We start from the raw sequence: 17905 nt of genomic DNA, 5'->3' as shown, positions 1-17905 counted from the left end.
AATTTTTGCCTAGCTATGCTTGCACTTCTGACTAGCGTCACCGCTTTGGGTCAGATTAAAACGCCTGTCAAATGGACGTCAAAAACCGAAAAACTTTCTGAAACCGAATTTAATTTAATTGCCACAGGTACCATAGAAGAGGGGTGGCATGTGTATTCCCAATTTACACCCGATGGCGGATCGTTGCCCATGGTGCTTACCTTCAAAAACGCCAAAGGCAATTATGAATTAATCGGGAAAGCCAAAGAAAGTCCGTACAAAAAAGTGTATAGCGATATTTTTGGCGTTGACGAATATTTATTCGAACATAAAGTGGTAGTGACGCAAAAGGTAAAAGTGACCAATCCAAATCTGAAAACAATACAGCTTAATCTCGACTATCAAGTTTGTAAAGAGCAGTGTATTAACGACAACAAGCTTTTCGCTTTTGAACTCCCTGAAATCAAAGCTGCGGCTATTCCAGTCCCAACGGTTCCCGAAGATACAGAAGTTGCTGCGAGCGATACCACTAAAACAACCTCCAATGCTCCCATTGAAAAAGCGGAAGCAACGGTCAAAGCGGCCAAAGGAGCAATCGAAGATAAAAGTATTTGGTCGATTTTCTTTTTGTCCTTTTTAGGTGGATTTGCGGCTTTACTTACGCCTTGCGTATTTCCAATGATTCCGATGACCGTGAGTTTTTTTACCAAACAAAGCAAAAATAAAGCCCAAGGGAAAAAGAACGCGATTATTTATGGAGTGTCCATTATTTTGATATATATCCTACTCGGTTCCCTGGTGACCGCTATTTTTGGGGCCGATGCTCTAAATGCTCTGTCAACCAATGTATGGTTTAATCTTATATTCTTTGCGTTATTACTCTTCTTTGCCGCTTCATTTTTGGGTGCTTTTGAGATTGTACTCCCCAATTCGTGGGCCAATAAAGTTGACCGTCAAGCGGATCGTGGGGGATTGATTGGAATTTTATTTATGGCGCTCGCTTTGGCTATCGTTTCGTTTTCATGTACGGGTCCTATCGTGGGAACCTTACTTGTGCAAGCAGCTTCCAAAGGTGGGTTAGCTCCACTCATTGGTATGCTGGGATTCTCCTCTGCATTAGCATTACCGTTTATGTTATTTGCCTTATTCCCAGGGTGGATGAATTCATTACCAAAATCAGGCGGCTGGTTAAATACCGTGAAAGTATCCCTCGGATTTTTGGAATTGGCTTTGGCCTTTAAATTTTTATCCAATGCCGATTTAGTATTGCAAAAACATTACTTCGAACGTGAGTTGTTTTTAGCGGTATGGATTATTATTTTTGGCGCTTGGGCAGTGTATTTATTTGGAAAACTAACCTTACCCCACGACAGTCCTGTCACCCATTTATCGGTAGGACGACTATTTATGGCTTTGTTGGTTTCCATTTTTACCTTGTATTTAGTTCCAGGATTGTGGGGGGCGCCTTTAAAACTCATCTCCGGTTTTCCACCCCCAATGCATTACAGTGAAAGTCCCAACGGATTGGGCGGAGGTGGACATGCAACAACTGAAGCTGTCCCTACTGGAGCGCATGTAGGCCCCCATGGAATAATAGCTTTTGATGATTATGAAAAGGGATTGGCCTATGCTAAAAAGGTAAACAAACCTGTACTCGTCGATTTTACGGGTGATGCCTGTGTGAACTGTCGTAAAATGGAAGATTTTGTGTGGTCTTCCAACAAGATATTACCCACTTTGAAGGATAAAGTGGTCCTCATTTCATTGATTTGTGACCGTAAGATTGAGTTGCCCAAAGCGCAACAATACATCTCGAAAACCACCGGAAAAGAGATTATTACTATTGGAAATAAATGGAGTGATTTTCAAATTACCCGTTACCAAAACAATGCCCAACCCTTGTATGTCATTCAATCGCCTGAAGGCAAAGATTTGAATGCTCCTGTAGGATACACCCCCGATATTCAGGAGTATCAAAAATGGTTAGAAGACGGAATTAAAAACTTCAAGTAAATAGAAAATCCCAAGTACTCCTTGGGATTTTTTTAGTCTTCTTCTTCCAATTCAAAAATTTCTTCCACAGGTTTTTCGAAAAAGCGACTCAATTTGAGTGCCAACATCGTAGAAGGGACGTATTTTCCTTTTTCCATAGCATTAATTGTTTGTCGACTGACCTCAATGTGTTTTGCCAATTCCTCTTGCGATATGTTTTTAATGGCGCGCAATATTTTTAAGTTATTCTTCATAGTCAGCCGATTTAGATACTTTATAAATACGGTAATGAAACCGCAAGATAAAAAAGAATAACAAGGTAAATAAGTTATGAATCAACACATTCATGTAGGCAATCCCAAAAACAAAAAGCGTCGTAAACAAAATGATCCCATAGTTGAGGTAGGTTGCCCAAACCAAACTTTCATAGCGAAGGTTGGCCATCATCTCATCCTCATTTTTCATCTTTGAAAATCCTACCAAAACTCCACCGCCAATCACCATTACAGTTAAAAGTTCGTCAGCAATACCATTTTCTATCCATTTTAACCAACCCGAGGTCCCTAGAAAAGGATCGCTATATACCGCCAACACTTTAGTTTGCAATATATCGTCAATGCTCATATTCAAAAACGACCCTACGAGTACCAATACAATCCCTGGAATAAAAAGCAACCATCCCACCATTTTCCATGAATTAGGAAATAAAAAATTTGTTTTCATAGTACAGTAATTAAAAAATACAATTCAAATGTAAAGTATGTTTTACATATAGACAAATAAAATTTACATAAAGTTAAATTTGTTTTACATTTTAGCTTTCTAGTTATTGAAATAACGACCAAAAAGGCAGCAGATGTTTTATTTCAAGAAAAAATAAGTACCTTCGTAGGTATAGTATTAGCCTAATTTAAATTACATGCCATGTTAGTAAAAGTTTTTGGCAGCGCCGTCTTTGGCGTAGAAGCCACCACCATCACTGTAGAAGTTAATGTTGACAAAGGAATCGGGTACCATTTGGTGGGTCTCCCCGACAATGCCATTAAAGAAAGCAGTTACCGTATTGCCGCTGCGTTGAAGAATAACGGGTACGAATTGCCCGGTAAAAAAATCACCATCAATATGGCGCCTGCCGATTTACGCAAAGAGGGTTCGGCGTACGACCTAACGTTGGCTATGGGAATTTTAGTCGCTAGCGGTCAATTGCAAACGGATTGTTTAGATCAGTATATCATCATGGGGGAGTTGTCGCTCGACGGGGGATTGCAACCTATACGTGGGGCACTCCCTATTGCCATCAAAGCCCGAGAAGAAGGGTTTAAAGGAATACTTCTCCCACTTCAAAACGCCCAAGAAGCGGCCATTGTCGATGATTTGGAGGTCTATGGAATCGAAAATGTTTTGCAAGTCATCGATTTTTTTTCGGGAACCTCCACGTTAGACCCCGTTACGGTCAACACGCGGGATACATTTTTTCAAGCGATGGAATTTCCTGAATTTGATTTTGCCGATGTCAAAGGACAAGAATCGATCAAACGGTGTATGGAAATTGCTGCAGCAGGAGGGCATAACATTATTCTCATCGGTCCTCCGGGCGCGGGAAAAACCATGTTGGCCAAACGATTGCCGAGTATTTTACCTCCTATGACCCTACGCGAAGCCCTTGAAACGACCAAAATTCATAGTGTGGCAGGGAAAATTAAAGAGGTCGGACTCATAAGCCAACGTCCCTTCCGGAATCCGCATCATACGGCATCAAGTGTTTCCTTGGTAGGAGGGGGGAGTTACCCGCAACCCGGGGAAATCTCCCTAGCGCACAACGGCGTTCTTTTTTTGGATGAGCTGCCCGAGTTTAAACGGGAAGTGCTCGAAGTGATGCGGCAACCGCTTGAAGACCGTGAGGTTACCATTTCAAGGGCGAAGTTCACCATTACGTATCCATCCTCATTCATGTTGGTTGCCAGTATGAATCCGAGTCCCGGAGGATTTTTTAACGATCCCGATGCGCCCATAACCACTTCACCAGCAGAAATGCAACGTTATTTGAGTAAAATTTCGGGTCCTTTACTCGACCGCATTGACATCCACATTGAAGTTACCCCAGTGCCGTTTGACAAGTTGGCCGATACCCGTCGCGCTGAGTGTAGTACCGTCATCCGTCAGCGGGTGATCGCAGCGCGTGACCTACAAACCCAACGGTTTGCTGAGTACCCCAATATTCATTACAATGCACAAATGAGCACGCAATTGATTCGAATCTATTGTGAATTGGATGCATCCTCACTAACTTTGCTCAAAAGCGCTATGGAACGACTTAATTTGTCGGCCCGTGCGTATGATCGAATTTTAAAAGTAGCCCGTACCATTGCTGATTTGGAAGCCCATCCCAAGGTAGAAGCAGCGCATATTGCAGAAGCTATTCAATACCGCAGTTTGGATCGCGACGGATGGTTGGGGTAAACGAAACGACTATGAAATATTTATTTTTTATCGGGTTGGCCATGATGTCGCTGCAAGCCCAAGAAGTACCTAAGGTAGTGTCAGGAACCCTAGAGCGCTTGGCCGATTTTCCGTCCAAGTATGTAACCGCACGCCATGTCGATGTGTGGTTGCCTGAAGGGTATTCAGAAACCAAAAAGTACAGTGTGCTCTACATGCACGACGGGCAAATGCTATATGATCCCAATACCACTTGGAACAAGCAGGCTTGGGAGGTGGATAACATATTGAGTGAACTTGCCCTAACCGGAAAAATTCAGGATTGTATTGTGGTAGGGGTATGGAATGGGGGAGTAACGCGTCATGCCGATTATTTTCCCCAAAAACCGTTTGAACAGTTAACCACTCGGCAACAAGATTCGCTGTATCAGGTGAACCGTCCCAATGGGAATTCGGTCTTTCAAAAATACACTGTGCAATCGGATAAGTATTTGAAGTTTTTGGTTAAAGAACTCAAGCCTTATATCGATCGCCATTATTCGGTATATACTGATGCTGCTCATACGTTTATTGCGGGCAGTAGCATGGGAGGGTTGATTTCCATATATGCGCTCTGTGAGTATCCAAAGGTGTTCGGGGGAGCTGCCTGTTTGTCGACGCATTGGCCTGGCGTTTTCTCAATGGAAAACAATCCAATTCCAGCCCAATTTATTGCGTATTTGCAAAAGCATTTACCCAAGGCCAATTCCCGAAAAATCTATTTTGACTTCGGAACCGCCACGTTAGATGCACTCTATGAACCCATTCAACAACAAGTCGATGCGGTAATGCGCGCCAAAGGTTGGCATGAATCGCATTGGATCACCCGAAAATTTGAAGGCGAAGACCACAGCGAACAAGCTTGGCAAAAGCGATTGGCCATTCCCATTCAGTTTTTGTTGGGACGTTAACGAAACCCGTAATACCGCGCCCCTACTAAAACAGGATTCTCCTTTTCGATTTTTTCCAAGACAAAGCCTTGAGGTGTGCCTACAGGTTCTGCTATTTCCTTTTTGTGTAATTTTTCGTAGGTATAAAAGTTGATGGCTTTCCGTTGCTCAAGGGTTTCAAACAAACGAACGGCTTGAATCGCCTCCCGCTAACCGGGTTGTGTCTGCCCTTTAAAGACTTTAGCCTTCGAACCGCTTCCGTAGGCAATGAATCCAACCTTTTGTAATGCGAGTTCTTTGGTTTGTGTCGCCGCCAGATTCAATCCCGAGAGCATGCCCAAGAAAATAGAACCCGAATAGAGATTGCCCATTACCCCTGAAGCTTTCTCACTTGGAGCAATCTTTTGCGCAACTAAGGTGCGATAGGCTTCACTTTTGGCCATCGCTTTCAATTCATTATCTTATTTACTATACTTTACAATATATTCACCAAAAAAGACCCTACTTCTAATGAAAAACAGTATAAAATTATCATCTATATATTTTCATTTTCATACCAATAGATTTCAAAAAAGTAACGTTTTGGAAGTCTGTTTTGTTGAAGATAATCCATTAGAAAATATAAAAAAAGGGAACAAATTTTAACATTAAATGTAAATGCACTACATAAAAGTTGATATGGTTTTTAAAAAAAAAATAAAATATAATGGGAATTGAAATCAAGTAAAAGATGAAATAACTATAACTTGAATAGTCAATGGCATAATAAGTGACAATATAATTGAATACAAAACGTCTATCCCGTAAACATCTTAATAGTTATAAAAGCAATCCTATTATGACGAATGATTCATAGTCTCTGATAAGGACTTGCAGCTTACATTGCTACAAGTCCCTATTAGCATAGGGCAGGGTGTGTTTTTTCGATAAATCACCCTTTATTTTTTAACCATTTATGTAAAAGCTGTTCCAACACCTCTTTTACGATAGGTTTGGACGTATAATCGTCCATTCCCATTTCGAGGCATTTTTCTTTTTCCCCCATCACGGTACCCGCCGTCAAAGCGACAATAGGCACATGTTTTCCTTTCTTCGTTTTTCGAATCTCTTGGGTGGCTTCGTGCCCATTTTTCACAGGCATTTGAACATCCATGAGGATAATGTCGGGATGTAAAATGTTGTATTTATCCACACCTTCTTGACCGTTTGTGGCTTCATAAAGCGTGCCATTGGGAATAATTTGTTTGACCAATGTCTTGGCCAATAGCATATTTATTTTGTTGTCTTCTACAATAAGAATCTTAAAGTTTTCATGTCCAAAATCACTAAAATCTTCTTTTTCTACGCTAACTTCAATGTTTTCAACATTGTCGATAATCTTGTGATTGGTGGCTTTGAGGATGACATCAAAAAAGAATTCCGAACCTTTTCCTACCTCACTTTTGAGTTTCAATTGGCTATGCATCAAGGCCAAGAGCTGATTCGAAATGGTTAGTCCGAGGCCTGTTCCTCCAAATTTTCGCGTGGTCGAATTATCGCCTTGTGAAAACGCTTCAAAAATTTGCTCTTGAAATTCCTTACTGATTCCGATTCCCGTATCGGTTACACTAAACCGCAATCGACTTTGCGATTCCCCAATCATTTCTAAATTAGTGATGATTAATTTTACGGAACCTTTTTCGGTAAATTTCACAGCATTACCCAAGAGGTTAATTAAAATCTGTTTGAGTCGAACGCTATCGGCCCAAATGTATTGGGGCACCTCTTTTTTTACCACCAAATCAAACTGTAGGTTTTTTCGTTTGGTGTCGTATTTCACCAATTCAACCACTTGATTGAGCAGTTCTTTGAGATCGTAACGACGAACGTCTAGCTCTAGTTTCCCCGATTCTATTTTGGAGAAATCCAAGATATCGTTGATAATATCCATGAGTGATAAGGCCGATTCGTTAATCGTATTCATATAACTCCGTTGGATCGCCTCGAGATTGGTGTTTTTAAGCAAATCGGTGAATCCAATAATTCCATTCAATGGGGTCCGTATTTCATGACTCATATTGGCCAAAAACTCCGATTTCGCAAGGTTGGCCGCTTCAGCATATTCTTTGGCTTTGATGGCTTCTTCAGCTTCTTTTTGTCGGGTAATGTCAATTAAAATACCTTCAATGTATTTTTCTCCATAATCGTTTTGAATCACACCTCCAAATTCTTCAACCCATTTGTAATTGCCTTTATCATGTAAAATACGGTAAGTGTGTCGAATTTTATTCAAATCCGTGAAGGCTCTTTCATACGCCTGCATAACACGTTGGCGATCATCGGGGTGGATTATGTCACCAAAGCAGTTTTTATGGTTCGTCAATTGGTGTTTGCCCTTTCCGGTTAGTTTTTCAATTTCATCATTCAAATACAAATAACTGTATTCTTCATCCGAATGACAGAGGTAAACGGTGCCTGGGATATTGTTGGCCAACAATCGAAAACGTTCTTCGTTTTCTCGAATAATCCCCTCATTGACATTGCGTTCAAGGGAGGAAGAAACAATTCGTGCTAGAGTACCTAAAATAGTAACTTCTTCCTCCATCCAAATACGCTCTTTTTCAGTATCATCTAAAATGATAAATCCTTCTAACTTTTCATTAACCCTTACAGGTAATAGTAAAATAGATTTTGAATTAATTTGTTCAAGGAAGTTACGAATTTCAGTATCCTTTATATTTTTTACTTTACTGTAATAGACATTTTTATCATTAAGTGTGTCAAAAATCACCGTAAATTTTTCATAAGGTAAATTTTGTAAATGAGGATTAATATCAATTAATGTCTTTAATTGGTTGTTCCAACGATTTCGCTGACTAAAAGAATAGTTTTCATAATCAAATTCAAAATAAGAAATTCTACTTACATCTATTACTTTTCCTAATGAATTCAATACCTCATTAAACATTTCGTACTTGTTTTTTATCGCAATGAAACGTGTAGTGAAATTGGTGATTTCAGTCAAAATTTGATTTTTATATTCCAATTTTGCTTCTGCTTCCAAGCGTTGGTGCGTTTCGATGGCAGCCGCTAAAAAATCACTTATGGACCGAGCAAAAACAATATCTTCAGTATCCCATTCTTTTTTCTTCGTATCCGATTCCAAGCACAATACACTGTGGAGTTTCCCATTGATATAAATGGGGGTGTCCAACATCGATTGGGTGTTGTAATCTAGAAAATAGGTACCTACAAACTCTTGTGTTAGAGGGTTTTCAAGTACATCAACGGCAACAATTTGGGACTCATTTTCAATGGCTTCAAAGTATTTAGGAAACTCTTTTTTGGGAACGATTGCACCTGACTCGAACTCATTTTTATTTTTGATATACGCTTTTTCACAGAAGATTTGGTCCGTTTGATACAACCAAAAACCTACGCGATTAATGTCGATTTTTTTGGCAATAATTCGCAATACTACTTCCAAAAAATGGCCAAAATTATCACCGTCCGGTTGGTTTTTTAACGTTAAATCTTTGATAGCATCATTGTATCGTTTGATTTTTTTCTCCCGCCGAATGTTTTCGATCTCCATTTGACGTTGCATCGTTATGTCACGAGCAATAACCGTATAACCAATAACATTCCCCGCTTCATTACGTTTGAAGGTAACGTTTTGGGAGAGCCAAATGGTTTCTCCTTTACGATTAATAACAGGAACAACTAAAGTGGGAAAGGCATTGTTTTTAACACCTTTAAGAGCGTAAAAGTCCTTAATTCGTTTACGATGGTCTTTGTGGACAAAATCCAAAAAAGGTTTTTGATAAAACGCTTCCTGACTATATCCGGACAGCGTTAATCCATGTTTGTTGATAAAGGTGAAATACCCCAAATGATTAATTTCATAAATCAAATCATTCGCATTTTCAATCAGATTTTCATACTGATTTTGGATATTCTGTTGCTCTGTAACATCTTGACCGATTCCAATGGTTAAATCGTCGGAAAACTTTTTATCCTTCCACTGTATATAACGATACTCCCCGTTTTTGGCTTTCAGTTTTCGAACGTGTAGGCGGCCGTCGATATAGTTATCATGGTACGCTTCACCAATAAATTCAGGATCTTCTGTCAATTCCCAAAAACGCAATCCCAAAACCTCTTCGGGTTCATACCCCAAAAAATTACGCACTTGCTCACTACAGTAGAATAACGCTCCTTGGCGGTTGGTAGCGATAGTAAGAATGTTTCCTTTGTTTAAAATTTCATTGGCAAATAAAAATTTATTCCGTGTATTTACCGTTGCTAAATGTATCGAAGCATGAATGGCAATGATTAACAAGCAACACGCAACAAGAATAATAACATCTTTCGCTGGAAGAATGTTTTGTAAAAATACACTAAAAAGGAACAATGAAAACAAGGTTACAAAGGTCCAATACTGTACCAAGTTTTTGAAAACATAGTAACTCAAGAAAAAATTCAGCAAAAGTGAACAGTAAAGCATTAATTCGTAGCTAATAAACATCAAGCTAACGAGATTGCCAATAAAATCAATGATATATACCGTGATGAATAATGGGACAAAAAAACGCTTGAGCCAAGTAGTTCGCGTATTGATCCAATAAATGCCTAAAAGAATAAAACCTATTATAGTTTTTACTAATAACAAACTTTGACTGCGCACCGAGAACAGCTCTAATACTAACTCTATCAATGGTAATGAAATCCCCAAGATGAGCAATAACATGTTGTAGATTTCTTCTTTGGGAGCAAAATCGGAGTAGTTGTGAATAAAACTATTCTTCTTTTGTTTACGCTGAAAAACAGCGTAGGTCAAATAAAAAAACAAAAATAACACCACTAAAACCACAAACCATTTTTCCAAATGATAGGGTTTGACAATATGAATTTTATGCGCCGTTTGTAACGGAGATTGAAGTGCTAATAGAAATTGGGTCAATAGCATAAATGCGTGCAGTGACATTAGGGTCTAGGCACTAACAAGATACAAATATTTCAAAAATATCGCATGATTTTTTTTACAATTTTCAGCTTCCCACTGTAGGGCGCAAACCGCATTGGAACTTCACCCCAAAAAGGTTTTTGAGTGACCGCTTTACGATGGCTAAATGTCTCAAATCCCCAGCGCCCGTGATAACTCCCCATGCCACTGTGACCCACACCCCCAAAAGGCATACGTTTATTGTTAAAATGCAACACGGTATCGTTAATGCAACCCCCGCCAAAAGAAAAGGTTTCAATTTGCCTTTGGGCCCAAGCGGTAGAATTAGAAAATACATACAATGCCAAAGGTTTTTCAAATTGTCCAATCATATCATATACTTCCTTTTCGCTCGAAAAGGAAAGCAAGGGAAGTATTGGACCAAAAATTTCTTCCTGCATCAATGCACTCGAATCTTTAGGATTTCGAATGAGGGTAGGAGCAAGGTACCGATCCTTCACATCATGGGTTCCTCCAAAAACCACCGTACCGTCTGAAAGCATCGCTGCCAACCGTTGCCAATGCCGATCACTGATAATTCGAGCATAGTCGGGCGAAAGTTGAGGGTTGTCTCCATAGGCATCTTGGATAGCCTGCTGCAACGCTTCTTGCAATCGATCAATGATTCGCGCATCGGCCAAAATATAATCGGGGGCAATGCATGTTTGTCCCGCATTGATAAATTTTCCCCACACAATACGTCGTGCCGCTCCTTTCAAATCCGCGTCCGCCGCTACGATACACGGACTCTTTCCTCCCAATTCCAAAGTTACAGGAGTGAGGTTTTGCGCTGCCGCCGCCGCTACTATTTTTCCCACGGCCACACTTCCCGTAAAAAAGATATAATCCCACCGTTGCGCCAAAAGACGCTGGGCAACCGTTGCATCGCCATCTTCTACCCGAACTTCATCAGGGCTAAATACCGACGCGATAATCGATTGAATACAAGTCGAAGTATGCGGCGTAAGTTCGGAAGGCTTTAGCACCACACGATTGCCCGCAGCAATGGCTGCTACTAAGGGCGACAAGGCGAGTTGAAATGGATAATTCCAAGGCGCGATAATTAACACGTTGCCAAAAGGTTGCCGATAAATTCGGTCGGTATTTGGGAAAGTTAATAAAGAAGGCCAAACCCACTGCGGTTTTGCCCATCGGCTCAAATGGTTTAAAGTATAGGTGATATCCGCAATCACATACTGGGTTTCAGTAATTACAGTTTCAAAGGCCGGTTTTCGGAAATCGCGGTACAAGGCCTCAATAAGCGCTTCCTCCTGCGCTATGATAGCGGCACGAAGGGCTTTTAACTTTTCTTTTCGATAACGAATGTCGGTAGCTAAGTTCATTGTTTAAAAGATTCCAATACGCCATCCCATATAAAAGTCAGCTTGCTTGGCATTGGTCATCAAGGCCGTAACACCCGAACTCGACCCTACAAAGAAGCCGCCCGCACGGATAGCCAAGCCTGTGTTGAAGCCTGAAATTTCATTTTGGGTGAAGGGGACAAAAATTTCGAAGAAGCCCAAATCTACATGAGGAGTTACAATAAATGTATTTTGGGTAGCAATTTGATCGTTGACCTCTATGTCATTTATACGTTGCAATAGATAGGCCGAAACAAACAACTTCGGGATAATTTTGACATCCCCATACAAAGAGAGCGTCGTGGGGAGTTGCACCCGAAAATCACGTGTCCCATCCGTTCGCGTCAAATAACCGCTGTTTAATAAAAGGGTCTCCATATCACGCAAACTTTCAACGTTCTCGAATTGATTTAAATTCAAACTTTGAGTCCCTTGTATCGAAAGGGTGTAATTGGTTGATTGGTTATTGTTTTCATTAAACGTCATCGCACCTAAATTGCGAATGGCCAATCCCAAATTGAGTTTGTATCGGTTTTGATTTTTCTTCGGATTTTCAGGCGGAGTATCGCGCCATTGGTAGTTGATACCAATATCAGCACCCACGCCATTCAGTCCCCCGAAAGCCGACTCACGATAATTCTCAAATTGGGTGAAACTGTTGGCTAGGGTTCCCGAATACGCAATGTTTACCGAGGCCTGGGTATTGGTTAAAAACGCAATGCCTCCCACACGCGAAATGGTTCCGTTAAAACGATCCATTCCCAAGTTGGCATACGACCCTGGAAACAAGAGTTTTCCGGTAATTCCAACATTGAGTTTGTGCTTGGCTTTGTTCACCAAACTAAAAGCCGCAGTCGCGCCAAGTTCGCCCCAAGTTGTTCCGTTCACCCGTTGGTTGTAATTGTTCGAAACTGTAGCCGAACCTCCAATCAACGCATTGATACCCGCATTGACAAAGGCATCTCCCAAGCGTGGGTCGACATCAATAATATCCAAATTACCGTGAAGGGTACTATTGATACCTAAAGTCCAACGCTTGAACTTCACACTCATGCCCAATCCCATAGCTTGCACATTGGCACGAAGGTTTACGGGATCGGTACCGCGAAAAAGGATATTTTCTAGGTTGTCATTGTTGATAATATCGTCAACCCCCAATTTATTATTACTCACCCGAGCATTGAAACCAATGAGGTGAATGTCAAATTTATTGGATTGGTTTTGAAGTTCGGCTGGATTGAATTGTGCATTGAGTACACCAACACGGCTGGACAAGCCAATGCCCGTGTACTGTTCTTGTGCCGAACTAGAGAGACCGACGAGAACCATAAAAGGGATTAGATTTTTTTTCATAGGTAGGCGATTTGGGTTAAAGATACTCATTTTTAACCAATGAAAATAATGGAATTTTAGCGGAGTAAATCCCACAACACATCCTCGGGTGGAGGGGCAATAATCGTTATCGGTTCTTTCGAAACAGGGTGAATAAACTGCAACTGACGGGCATGAAGATGAATCCCTCCATCGGGATTGCTCCTAGGGAAGCCGTATTTTAAATCGCCTTTGATGGGGCAACCGATAGCAGCCAGTTGCGCCCGAATTTGGTGATGTCGTCCCGTATGAAGTGCAATTTCCAAAACGGTATACCGATCTAAAACGCGTAAGGTGGTATACGATAATTGGGCCAATTTACTGTCGGGAACTGCTTTCAAATAGGCTTTAGAAGTGTTGTTTTGCGGATTCCGTTTCAGGTAATGTACTAAAGTAGCTTCCCGTTGCGGTGGCGGTTGCTGCACTACGGCCCAATAGGTTTTTTGGGTTTCCCGTTGGCTAAACAACGCATTCATACGTTCCAAGGCTTTTGACGTTCGCGCAAAAACTACCAAACCCGTAGTGGGGCGATCTAGCCGATGTACTACGCCCAAAAAAACATCGCCAGGCTTGTTATACTTTTTTTTAAGATACGCTTTGACCAAATCAGGCAACGGGGTATCGCCCGTTTTATCGCCTTGCACCAAATCGCCCACCCGTTTGTTGACCACAATCAAATGGTTGTCTTCATACAACACCTGTAGGTTTTCGGGTGTACTTACAATTTTCATAAAAAAAGAGTTAGTGCGTGTTTGGTAGGGTGGATTTTAGTTTGAATGTAAATGTAAATGTAAATGTCAATATCAATATCAATGTCAAATTCAAAATTTATAATTCTAAATTCTTAACAACAGAATTAATATTGCTCATTCGCATTGGGAAAGTCCTTCGTTTTTACATCGGTGACATATTGTCCAATGGCTTGCGACATGTCTTCATACAGATTCATATACCGGCGTAAAAATCGGGGGCTGAATTCATGGGTCATACCAATCATATCGTGAAGCACTAACACTTGGCCGTCAACGCCACTTCCCGCCCCAATTCCGATGACAGGAATATGCAATTGCGATGCTACTTTTTCGGCCAATGCGGCAGGTATTTTTTCCAATACAAGGGCAAAACAACCCAAGCGCTCCAAGAGTTTGGCATCTTCCAATAACTTTTCGGCTTCTGATTCCTCCTTAGCACGTACCGTATACGTTCCAAATTTATAAATCGATTGCGGCGTGAGTCCTAAGTGGCCCATCACCGGAATACCCGCATTCAATATTTTCTTGATCGAATCTTTGATTTCCGAGCCGCCCTCCAATTTCACTGCATGGCCGCCACTTTCTTTCATAATACGAATGGACGATCGCAAGGCTTCTTTAGGGTCTGATTGATACGTTCCAAAAGGCAAATCTACCACCACCAATGCGCGGTCTACCGCACGTACCACCGACGAAGCATGATAAATCATTTGATCCAACGTAATGGGTAACGTCGTTTCATGGCCCGCCATCACATTACTCGCCGAATCGCCCACTAAGATGACATCGACCCCCGCAGAGTCCACGATTTTGGCCATGGTATAATCATAGGCCGTGAGCATGGATATTTTTTCGCCTTGCGCCTTCATATCGACCAAGGATTTGGTGGTTATTTTTTTGTAATCTTTTTTGGCTACCGACATGGGTGGATGGTTTTAAGAGTTGAAGGTTGTAAAAATACTAAAATCGATTTGTTTTTAACATAAATACGGTATTTTTACCCTATAGAAAACCCTATTCACCTTATGAGAATAATCTTTGTATGTTGGTGTTTATTTTTTAGCCTTACAGCTTTCGCTCAAGAAGCGGCTGTGAAGCAAACCATACAGCAATTTTTTGAAGGCTTTCACCAACGAGATTCCCTCAAAATGAGAGCGGTGTGCACCCCCGCACTGCGATTGCAATCGATTACCTCGACCCAAACCAAAGGGGCTCAACTTTCGGAAGATCAACCGGCTCGTTTTTTTCAATCCATTGCCACTTTGCCCGCCGCCTTAGCCATAGAGGAACGTATTCTAAGTTACAGCATTCAAATCGACGGTGCCATGGCTGTGGCGTGGACCCCATATCAATTTTATATCAACGGTAAATTAAGCCATGAAGGTGTTAATGTATTTACCTTATTTCAAGAGCAAGGCACATGGAAAATCATCAACATTATCGATACCCGACGACGTTCCTAAAGGTTTTTTTGTGGGTTTTATGGCCCGTATTCACCTGGGGGCAAACGGATTCGTTGCGCTTCGAATGGAGTGGTTTGGTAGACACGTATTATGCGTATGCCTGGCGTGAACCCCAACAGGAGCAGAAACTTCCGTTTCAATACAGCTACAACCGTCATAACGAGTGGGCGATAAACTTGGCATTGCTCCGCGGGAAAGTGAGTTACCGCAACACCTATGCCGTAGTAGCGCTGCAAGCGGGGACGTATGTCGAAGATAATTATGCACAAGAATCGATAAAACTGCTCAATGAAGCCTATGTAGGCATCGTGCTCGATTCTGCACAAAAGCACCGGTTGGAAGTAGGCATAATGCCGAGTTATATCGGATTTGAATCGGCGACGACCTTTGCCAATTATACGCTAACCCGTTCACTGTTGGCTGATAATTCCCCCTATTTTATGACTGGTTTGGCCTATCGCTACCAACCCAATACACGTTGGATGCTGGGCGTTTGGCTCACCAATGGCTGGCAACGCATTCGTAAACCCGATCGTACCACGGCACCGGGTGTAGGGACACAGTTAACGTTTAAACCCAAAGCACAGCATACGCTCAATTGGAGCACCTTTGCCGGCGAAGAAGCCGTTGGACCCTACACGGGCATGCGTTGGTTTCACAATCTCTACTGGGAAGCGCAATGGTCGGCCCAATGGCAAACGATTGTAGGCTGGGATTTGGGTTGGCAAAAAGCGCCCGAAGGGTATCGTCACTGGTCGGCGCCCATTGTGATGGTGCGGTATATGCCCAATACACATTGGCAAATGGCGGCAAGGGTAGAGTATTACACCGACCCAGAACAAGCGCTCATCCGCGAAGCTTTGCCCTTAACGACCTGGGGGGTATCGGGCAATGTAGATTACCACGTGAATACCTACTGCAAACTCCGTACTGAAGTGCGTCACCTCAGTGCTACCGAACCCTTATTGAATGGGCAATCGACCCAATGGTTGTGGACTACGGGAGTCGCTTTTATGTTTTAACAATCGGAAAGGCTCACCGCGATGGCCAAGCCGCCTTCTGAAGTTTCCTTGTATTTATGGTTCATGTCCTTGGCGGTTTCCCACATGGTGTGGATGACTTTGTCCAAGGGTACTTTAGCGTTTTTGGCATCGGTTTCCAGGGCCAATTCGGCGGCATTAATCGCTTTGATGGCCCCCATCGTATTGCGTTCGATGCAGGGTATTTGCACCAACCCCCCGATAGGGTCGCAGGTCATTCCTAAGTGATGTTCCATGGCAATTTCGGCCGCCATTTGCACTTGTTCGGGAGTTCCGCCCATCAGTTCACACAAAGCGCCTGCCGCCATCGCCGACGACACCCCAATTTCAGCCTGACATCCGCCCATGGCTGCCGAGATGGTCGATCCTTTTTTGAAAATTGATCCAATTTCGCCCGCTACCAATAAAAACTGTTTGATTTCTTTCTCACTAGCCTGGTGGTTTTCAATCACCATATAGTACATGAGTACCGCGGGAATCACGCCCGCGCTGCCGTTGGTGGGTGCGGTAACCACACGACCCAAAGCGGCATTCACTTCATTGACCGCTAAGGCAAAACAGCTTACCCATTTTAGAATTTGGCGAAACTTCACTTCCGTTTTTCGGATTACTTCCAGCCATTCTTGAGGCGAGTGATAGGGGAGTGTGCCGATCAGATTTTGATGCATATCATAGGCGCGTCGCCGTACATTGAGGCCTCCGGGCAACGTGCCCTCGGTATGGCATCCGATATACATACATTCGAGCATGGTATGCCAAATGCGCATCAATTCACGGTGAATTTCTTCCTCTGAGCGCATCGATTTTTCATTTTCATACACCAATTCCGAAATCGACTTTCCTTCGCTTAGGCAATACTGCAAGAGATCGGCAGCGGTTTGTACCGGAAAAGGGAAGGTACATTTAATAGCACTTTTTTTCTTGGCATTGGTGCGTTCTTCTTTCACGACAAATCCACCGCCAATGGAGTAGTAGGTTTCCGTCACGTTCCCTTGCGGAGTCACGGCCGTAAATTGCAGTCCGTTGGCATGAAACGGTAAAAAGTTTTTGTGGAAATGAATGTGTGTATCAGGCTGAAAAGGAATCGCATAAGCGTTGGCCAACTGTAATTGGTGCGTGTCGCGAATCGTTTGTATGATGGAATCAATTTGATCGACGGGAATGTACTCGGGATCTTGCCCACTCAACCCGAGCATGACGGCTAAATCGGTGGCATGTCCTTTTCCCGTGAGCGATAGCGAGCCATACAAATCGACGGTCACTTCCTGCACTTGGGCCAAAAGATTTCGGTCGCGGAGTTCATGTAAAAAGCGTTCGGCTGCACGCCAGGGGCCCAAAGTGTGAGAACTCGAGGGTCCCACACCGATTTTGAGCATATCAAAAACGGAAATGCATTCTTCCATAGGAGTAGTTTGGTTTGTTTAGGGTAAAAGTAGTAAAAAATTGGTAAGAAAGTTGAGGTTTGATGGTTGTCAGTTGAGGGCTTGCCTGTCTACTATGGCAGTTTAATGGTTTATCAGCTTATGCGAATAGCTGTGTGTACGTTCAATGTCTAATCAATGATCACCTACGAAGTTTAGGGACTAGCCGCCAAT

15 protein-coding genes are annotated in these 17905 nt (G+C 42.3%); 5 read left to right on the top strand and 10 right to left on the bottom strand.

Features of this window, described 5'->3' with window-relative positions; translation table 11 throughout:
- The first annotated feature begins 15 nt into the window (after nt 1-15).
- Nucleotides 16-1992: a protein-disulfide reductase DsbD gene (locus Q0037_RS02415; protein WP_297514920.1), complete on the top strand. Its 1977-nt coding sequence runs from the start codon at nt 16-18 to the stop codon at nt 1990-1992.
- Nucleotides 1993-2024: 32 nt separating this feature from the next.
- Here Q0037_RS02415 and Q0037_RS02410 read toward each other — a convergent pair whose 3' ends face one another.
- On the bottom strand, nt 2025-2225 hold the full coding sequence (locus Q0037_RS02410) for a helix-turn-helix transcriptional regulator (RefSeq protein WP_297514917.1): 201 nt from the start codon (nt 2223-2225) through the stop codon (nt 2025-2027).
- Nucleotides 2215-2694 carry a hypothetical protein gene (locus Q0037_RS02405; RefSeq protein WP_297514914.1) on the bottom strand — a complete coding sequence of 160 codons (480 nt, stop codon included), beginning with the start codon at nt 2692-2694 and terminating at the stop codon, nt 2215-2217. The genes Q0037_RS02410 and Q0037_RS02405 overlap by 11 nt, the downstream gene beginning before the upstream one ends.
- A 201-nt stretch (nt 2695-2895) precedes the next feature.
- Between Q0037_RS02405 and Q0037_RS02400 the strand changes: the two genes are divergently transcribed.
- Nucleotides 2896-4431: a YifB family Mg chelatase-like AAA ATPase gene (locus Q0037_RS02400; protein ID WP_297514911.1), complete on the top strand. Its 1536-nt coding sequence runs from the start codon at nt 2896-2898 to the stop codon at nt 4429-4431.
- A gap of 11 nt (nt 4432-4442) precedes the next feature.
- A complete protein-coding gene (locus Q0037_RS02395) occupies nt 4443-5360 on the top strand; it encodes an alpha/beta hydrolase-fold protein (protein ID WP_297514908.1) in 918 nt (305 codons plus the stop codon).
- Here Q0037_RS02395 and Q0037_RS02390 read toward each other — a convergent pair.
- From Q0037_RS02390 to panB, 7 genes are all read right to left on the bottom strand, one after another.
- The gene (locus Q0037_RS02390) at nt 5357-5524 is read right to left on the bottom strand and encodes a hypothetical protein (RefSeq protein ID WP_297514903.1); all 168 of its coding nucleotides are present in this window, start codon (nt 5522-5524) and stop codon (nt 5357-5359) included. The two genes, Q0037_RS02395 and Q0037_RS02390, sit on opposite strands and share 4 nt — an antisense overlap.
- 24 nt (nt 5525-5548) lie before the next feature.
- The gene (locus Q0037_RS02385; RefSeq protein WP_297514901.1) at nt 5549-5782 is read right to left on the bottom strand and encodes a hydroxymethylglutaryl-CoA synthase; all 234 of its coding nucleotides are present in this window, start codon (nt 5780-5782) and stop codon (nt 5549-5551) included.
- A 488-nt stretch (nt 5783-6270) separates the two neighbouring features.
- Nucleotides 6271-10305, bottom strand: coding sequence for a PAS domain S-box protein (locus tag Q0037_RS02380; protein ID WP_297514898.1), 4035 nt, complete (start codon nt 10303-10305; stop codon nt 6271-6273).
- A gap of 32 nt (nt 10306-10337) precedes the next feature.
- On the bottom strand, nt 10338-11666 hold the full coding sequence (locus Q0037_RS02375; RefSeq protein ID WP_297514895.1) for an aldehyde dehydrogenase: 1329 nt from the start codon (nt 11664-11666) through the stop codon (nt 10338-10340).
- 3 nt (nt 11667-11669) lie between these two features.
- Complete coding sequence (locus tag Q0037_RS02370) at nt 11670-13037, bottom strand: DUF5723 family protein (protein WP_297514890.1); 1368 nt, start codon at nt 13035-13037, stop codon at nt 11670-11672.
- A 56-nt stretch (nt 13038-13093) separates the two neighbouring features.
- On the bottom strand, nt 13094-13786 hold the full coding sequence (locus tag Q0037_RS02365) for an RluA family pseudouridine synthase (RefSeq protein ID WP_297514888.1): 693 nt from the start codon (nt 13784-13786) through the stop codon (nt 13094-13096).
- Between the two features lie 125 nt (nt 13787-13911).
- A complete protein-coding gene (panB, locus tag Q0037_RS02360) occupies nt 13912-14730 on the bottom strand; it encodes a 3-methyl-2-oxobutanoate hydroxymethyltransferase (RefSeq protein WP_297514885.1) in 819 nt (272 codons plus the stop codon).
- Between the two features lie 102 nt (nt 14731-14832).
- Between panB and Q0037_RS02355 the strand changes: the two genes are divergently transcribed.
- Both Q0037_RS02355 and Q0037_RS02350 read left to right on the top strand, forming a co-directional pair.
- Complete coding sequence (locus Q0037_RS02355; protein WP_297514883.1) at nt 14833-15270, top strand: nuclear transport factor 2 family protein; 438 nt, start codon at nt 14833-14835, stop codon at nt 15268-15270.
- The gene (locus Q0037_RS02350; protein WP_297514880.1) at nt 15228-16292 is read left to right on the top strand and encodes an outer membrane beta-barrel protein; all 1065 of its coding nucleotides are present in this window, start codon (nt 15228-15230) and stop codon (nt 16290-16292) included. The genes Q0037_RS02355 and Q0037_RS02350 overlap by 43 nt, the downstream gene beginning before the upstream one ends.
- Here the strand turns inward: Q0037_RS02350 and Q0037_RS02345 are convergent.
- The gene (locus Q0037_RS02345; protein WP_297514878.1) at nt 16289-17713 is read right to left on the bottom strand and encodes an L-serine ammonia-lyase; all 1425 of its coding nucleotides are present in this window, start codon (nt 17711-17713) and stop codon (nt 16289-16291) included. The genes Q0037_RS02350 and Q0037_RS02345 overlap by 4 nt on opposite strands.
- Nucleotides 17714-17905: the final 192 nt, after the last annotated feature.

The sequence above is a fragment of the Flavobacterium sp. genome (assembly GCF_027482425.1).
Taxonomy (GTDB): domain Bacteria; phylum Bacteroidota; class Bacteroidia; order Flavobacteriales; family Flavobacteriaceae; genus Flavobacterium.
This window is presented reverse-complemented; position numbering and strand designations above follow the sequence as displayed.

What these genes read in the sequence shown, in the direction of transcription:
- Q0037_RS02415 (WP_297514920.1), top strand. Translation starts at nt 16, where the DNA reads ATGCTTGCACTTCTGACTAGCGTCACCGCTTTGGGTCAGATTAAAACG.
- Q0037_RS02380 (WP_297514898.1), bottom strand. Translation starts at nt 10,305, where the DNA reads ATGTCACTGCACGCATTTATGCTATTGACCCAATTTCTATTAGCACTT.
- Q0037_RS02365 (WP_297514888.1), bottom strand. Translation starts at nt 13,786, where the DNA reads ATGAAAATTGTAAGTACACCCGAAAACCTACAGGTGTTGTATGAAGAC.
- Q0037_RS02370 (WP_297514890.1), bottom strand. Translation starts at nt 13,037, where the DNA reads ATGAAAAAAAATCTAATCCCTTTTATGGTTCTCGTCGGTCTCTCTAGT.
- Q0037_RS02405 (WP_297514914.1), bottom strand. Translation starts at nt 2,694, where the DNA reads ATGAAAACAAATTTTTTATTTCCTAATTCATGGAAAATGGTGGGATGG.
- Q0037_RS02355 (WP_297514883.1), top strand. Translation starts at nt 14,833, where the DNA reads ATGAGAATAATCTTTGTATGTTGGTGTTTATTTTTTAGCCTTACAGCT.
- panB (WP_297514885.1), bottom strand. Translation starts at nt 14,730, where the DNA reads ATGTCGGTAGCCAAAAAAGATTACAAAAAAATAACCACCAAATCCTTG.
- Q0037_RS02400 (WP_297514911.1), top strand. Translation starts at nt 2,896, where the DNA reads ATGTTAGTAAAAGTTTTTGGCAGCGCCGTCTTTGGCGTAGAAGCCACC.
- Q0037_RS02395 (WP_297514908.1), top strand. Translation starts at nt 4,443, where the DNA reads ATGAAATATTTATTTTTTATCGGGTTGGCCATGATGTCGCTGCAAGCC.
- Q0037_RS02385 (WP_297514901.1), bottom strand. Translation starts at nt 5,782, where the DNA reads ATGGCCAAAAGTGAAGCCTATCGCACCTTAGTTGCGCAAAAGATTGCT.
- Q0037_RS02410 (WP_297514917.1), bottom strand. Translation starts at nt 2,225, where the DNA reads ATGAAGAATAACTTAAAAATATTGCGCGCCATTAAAAACATATCGCAA.
- Q0037_RS02375 (WP_297514895.1), bottom strand. Translation starts at nt 11,666, where the DNA reads ATGAACTTAGCTACCGACATTCGTTATCGAAAAGAAAAGTTAAAAGCC.
- Q0037_RS02345 (WP_297514878.1), bottom strand. Translation starts at nt 17,713, where the DNA reads ATGGAAGAATGCATTTCCGTTTTTGATATGCTCAAAATCGGTGTGGGA.
- Q0037_RS02350 (WP_297514880.1), top strand. Translation starts at nt 15,228, where the DNA reads ATGGAAAATCATCAACATTATCGATACCCGACGACGTTCCTAAAGGTT.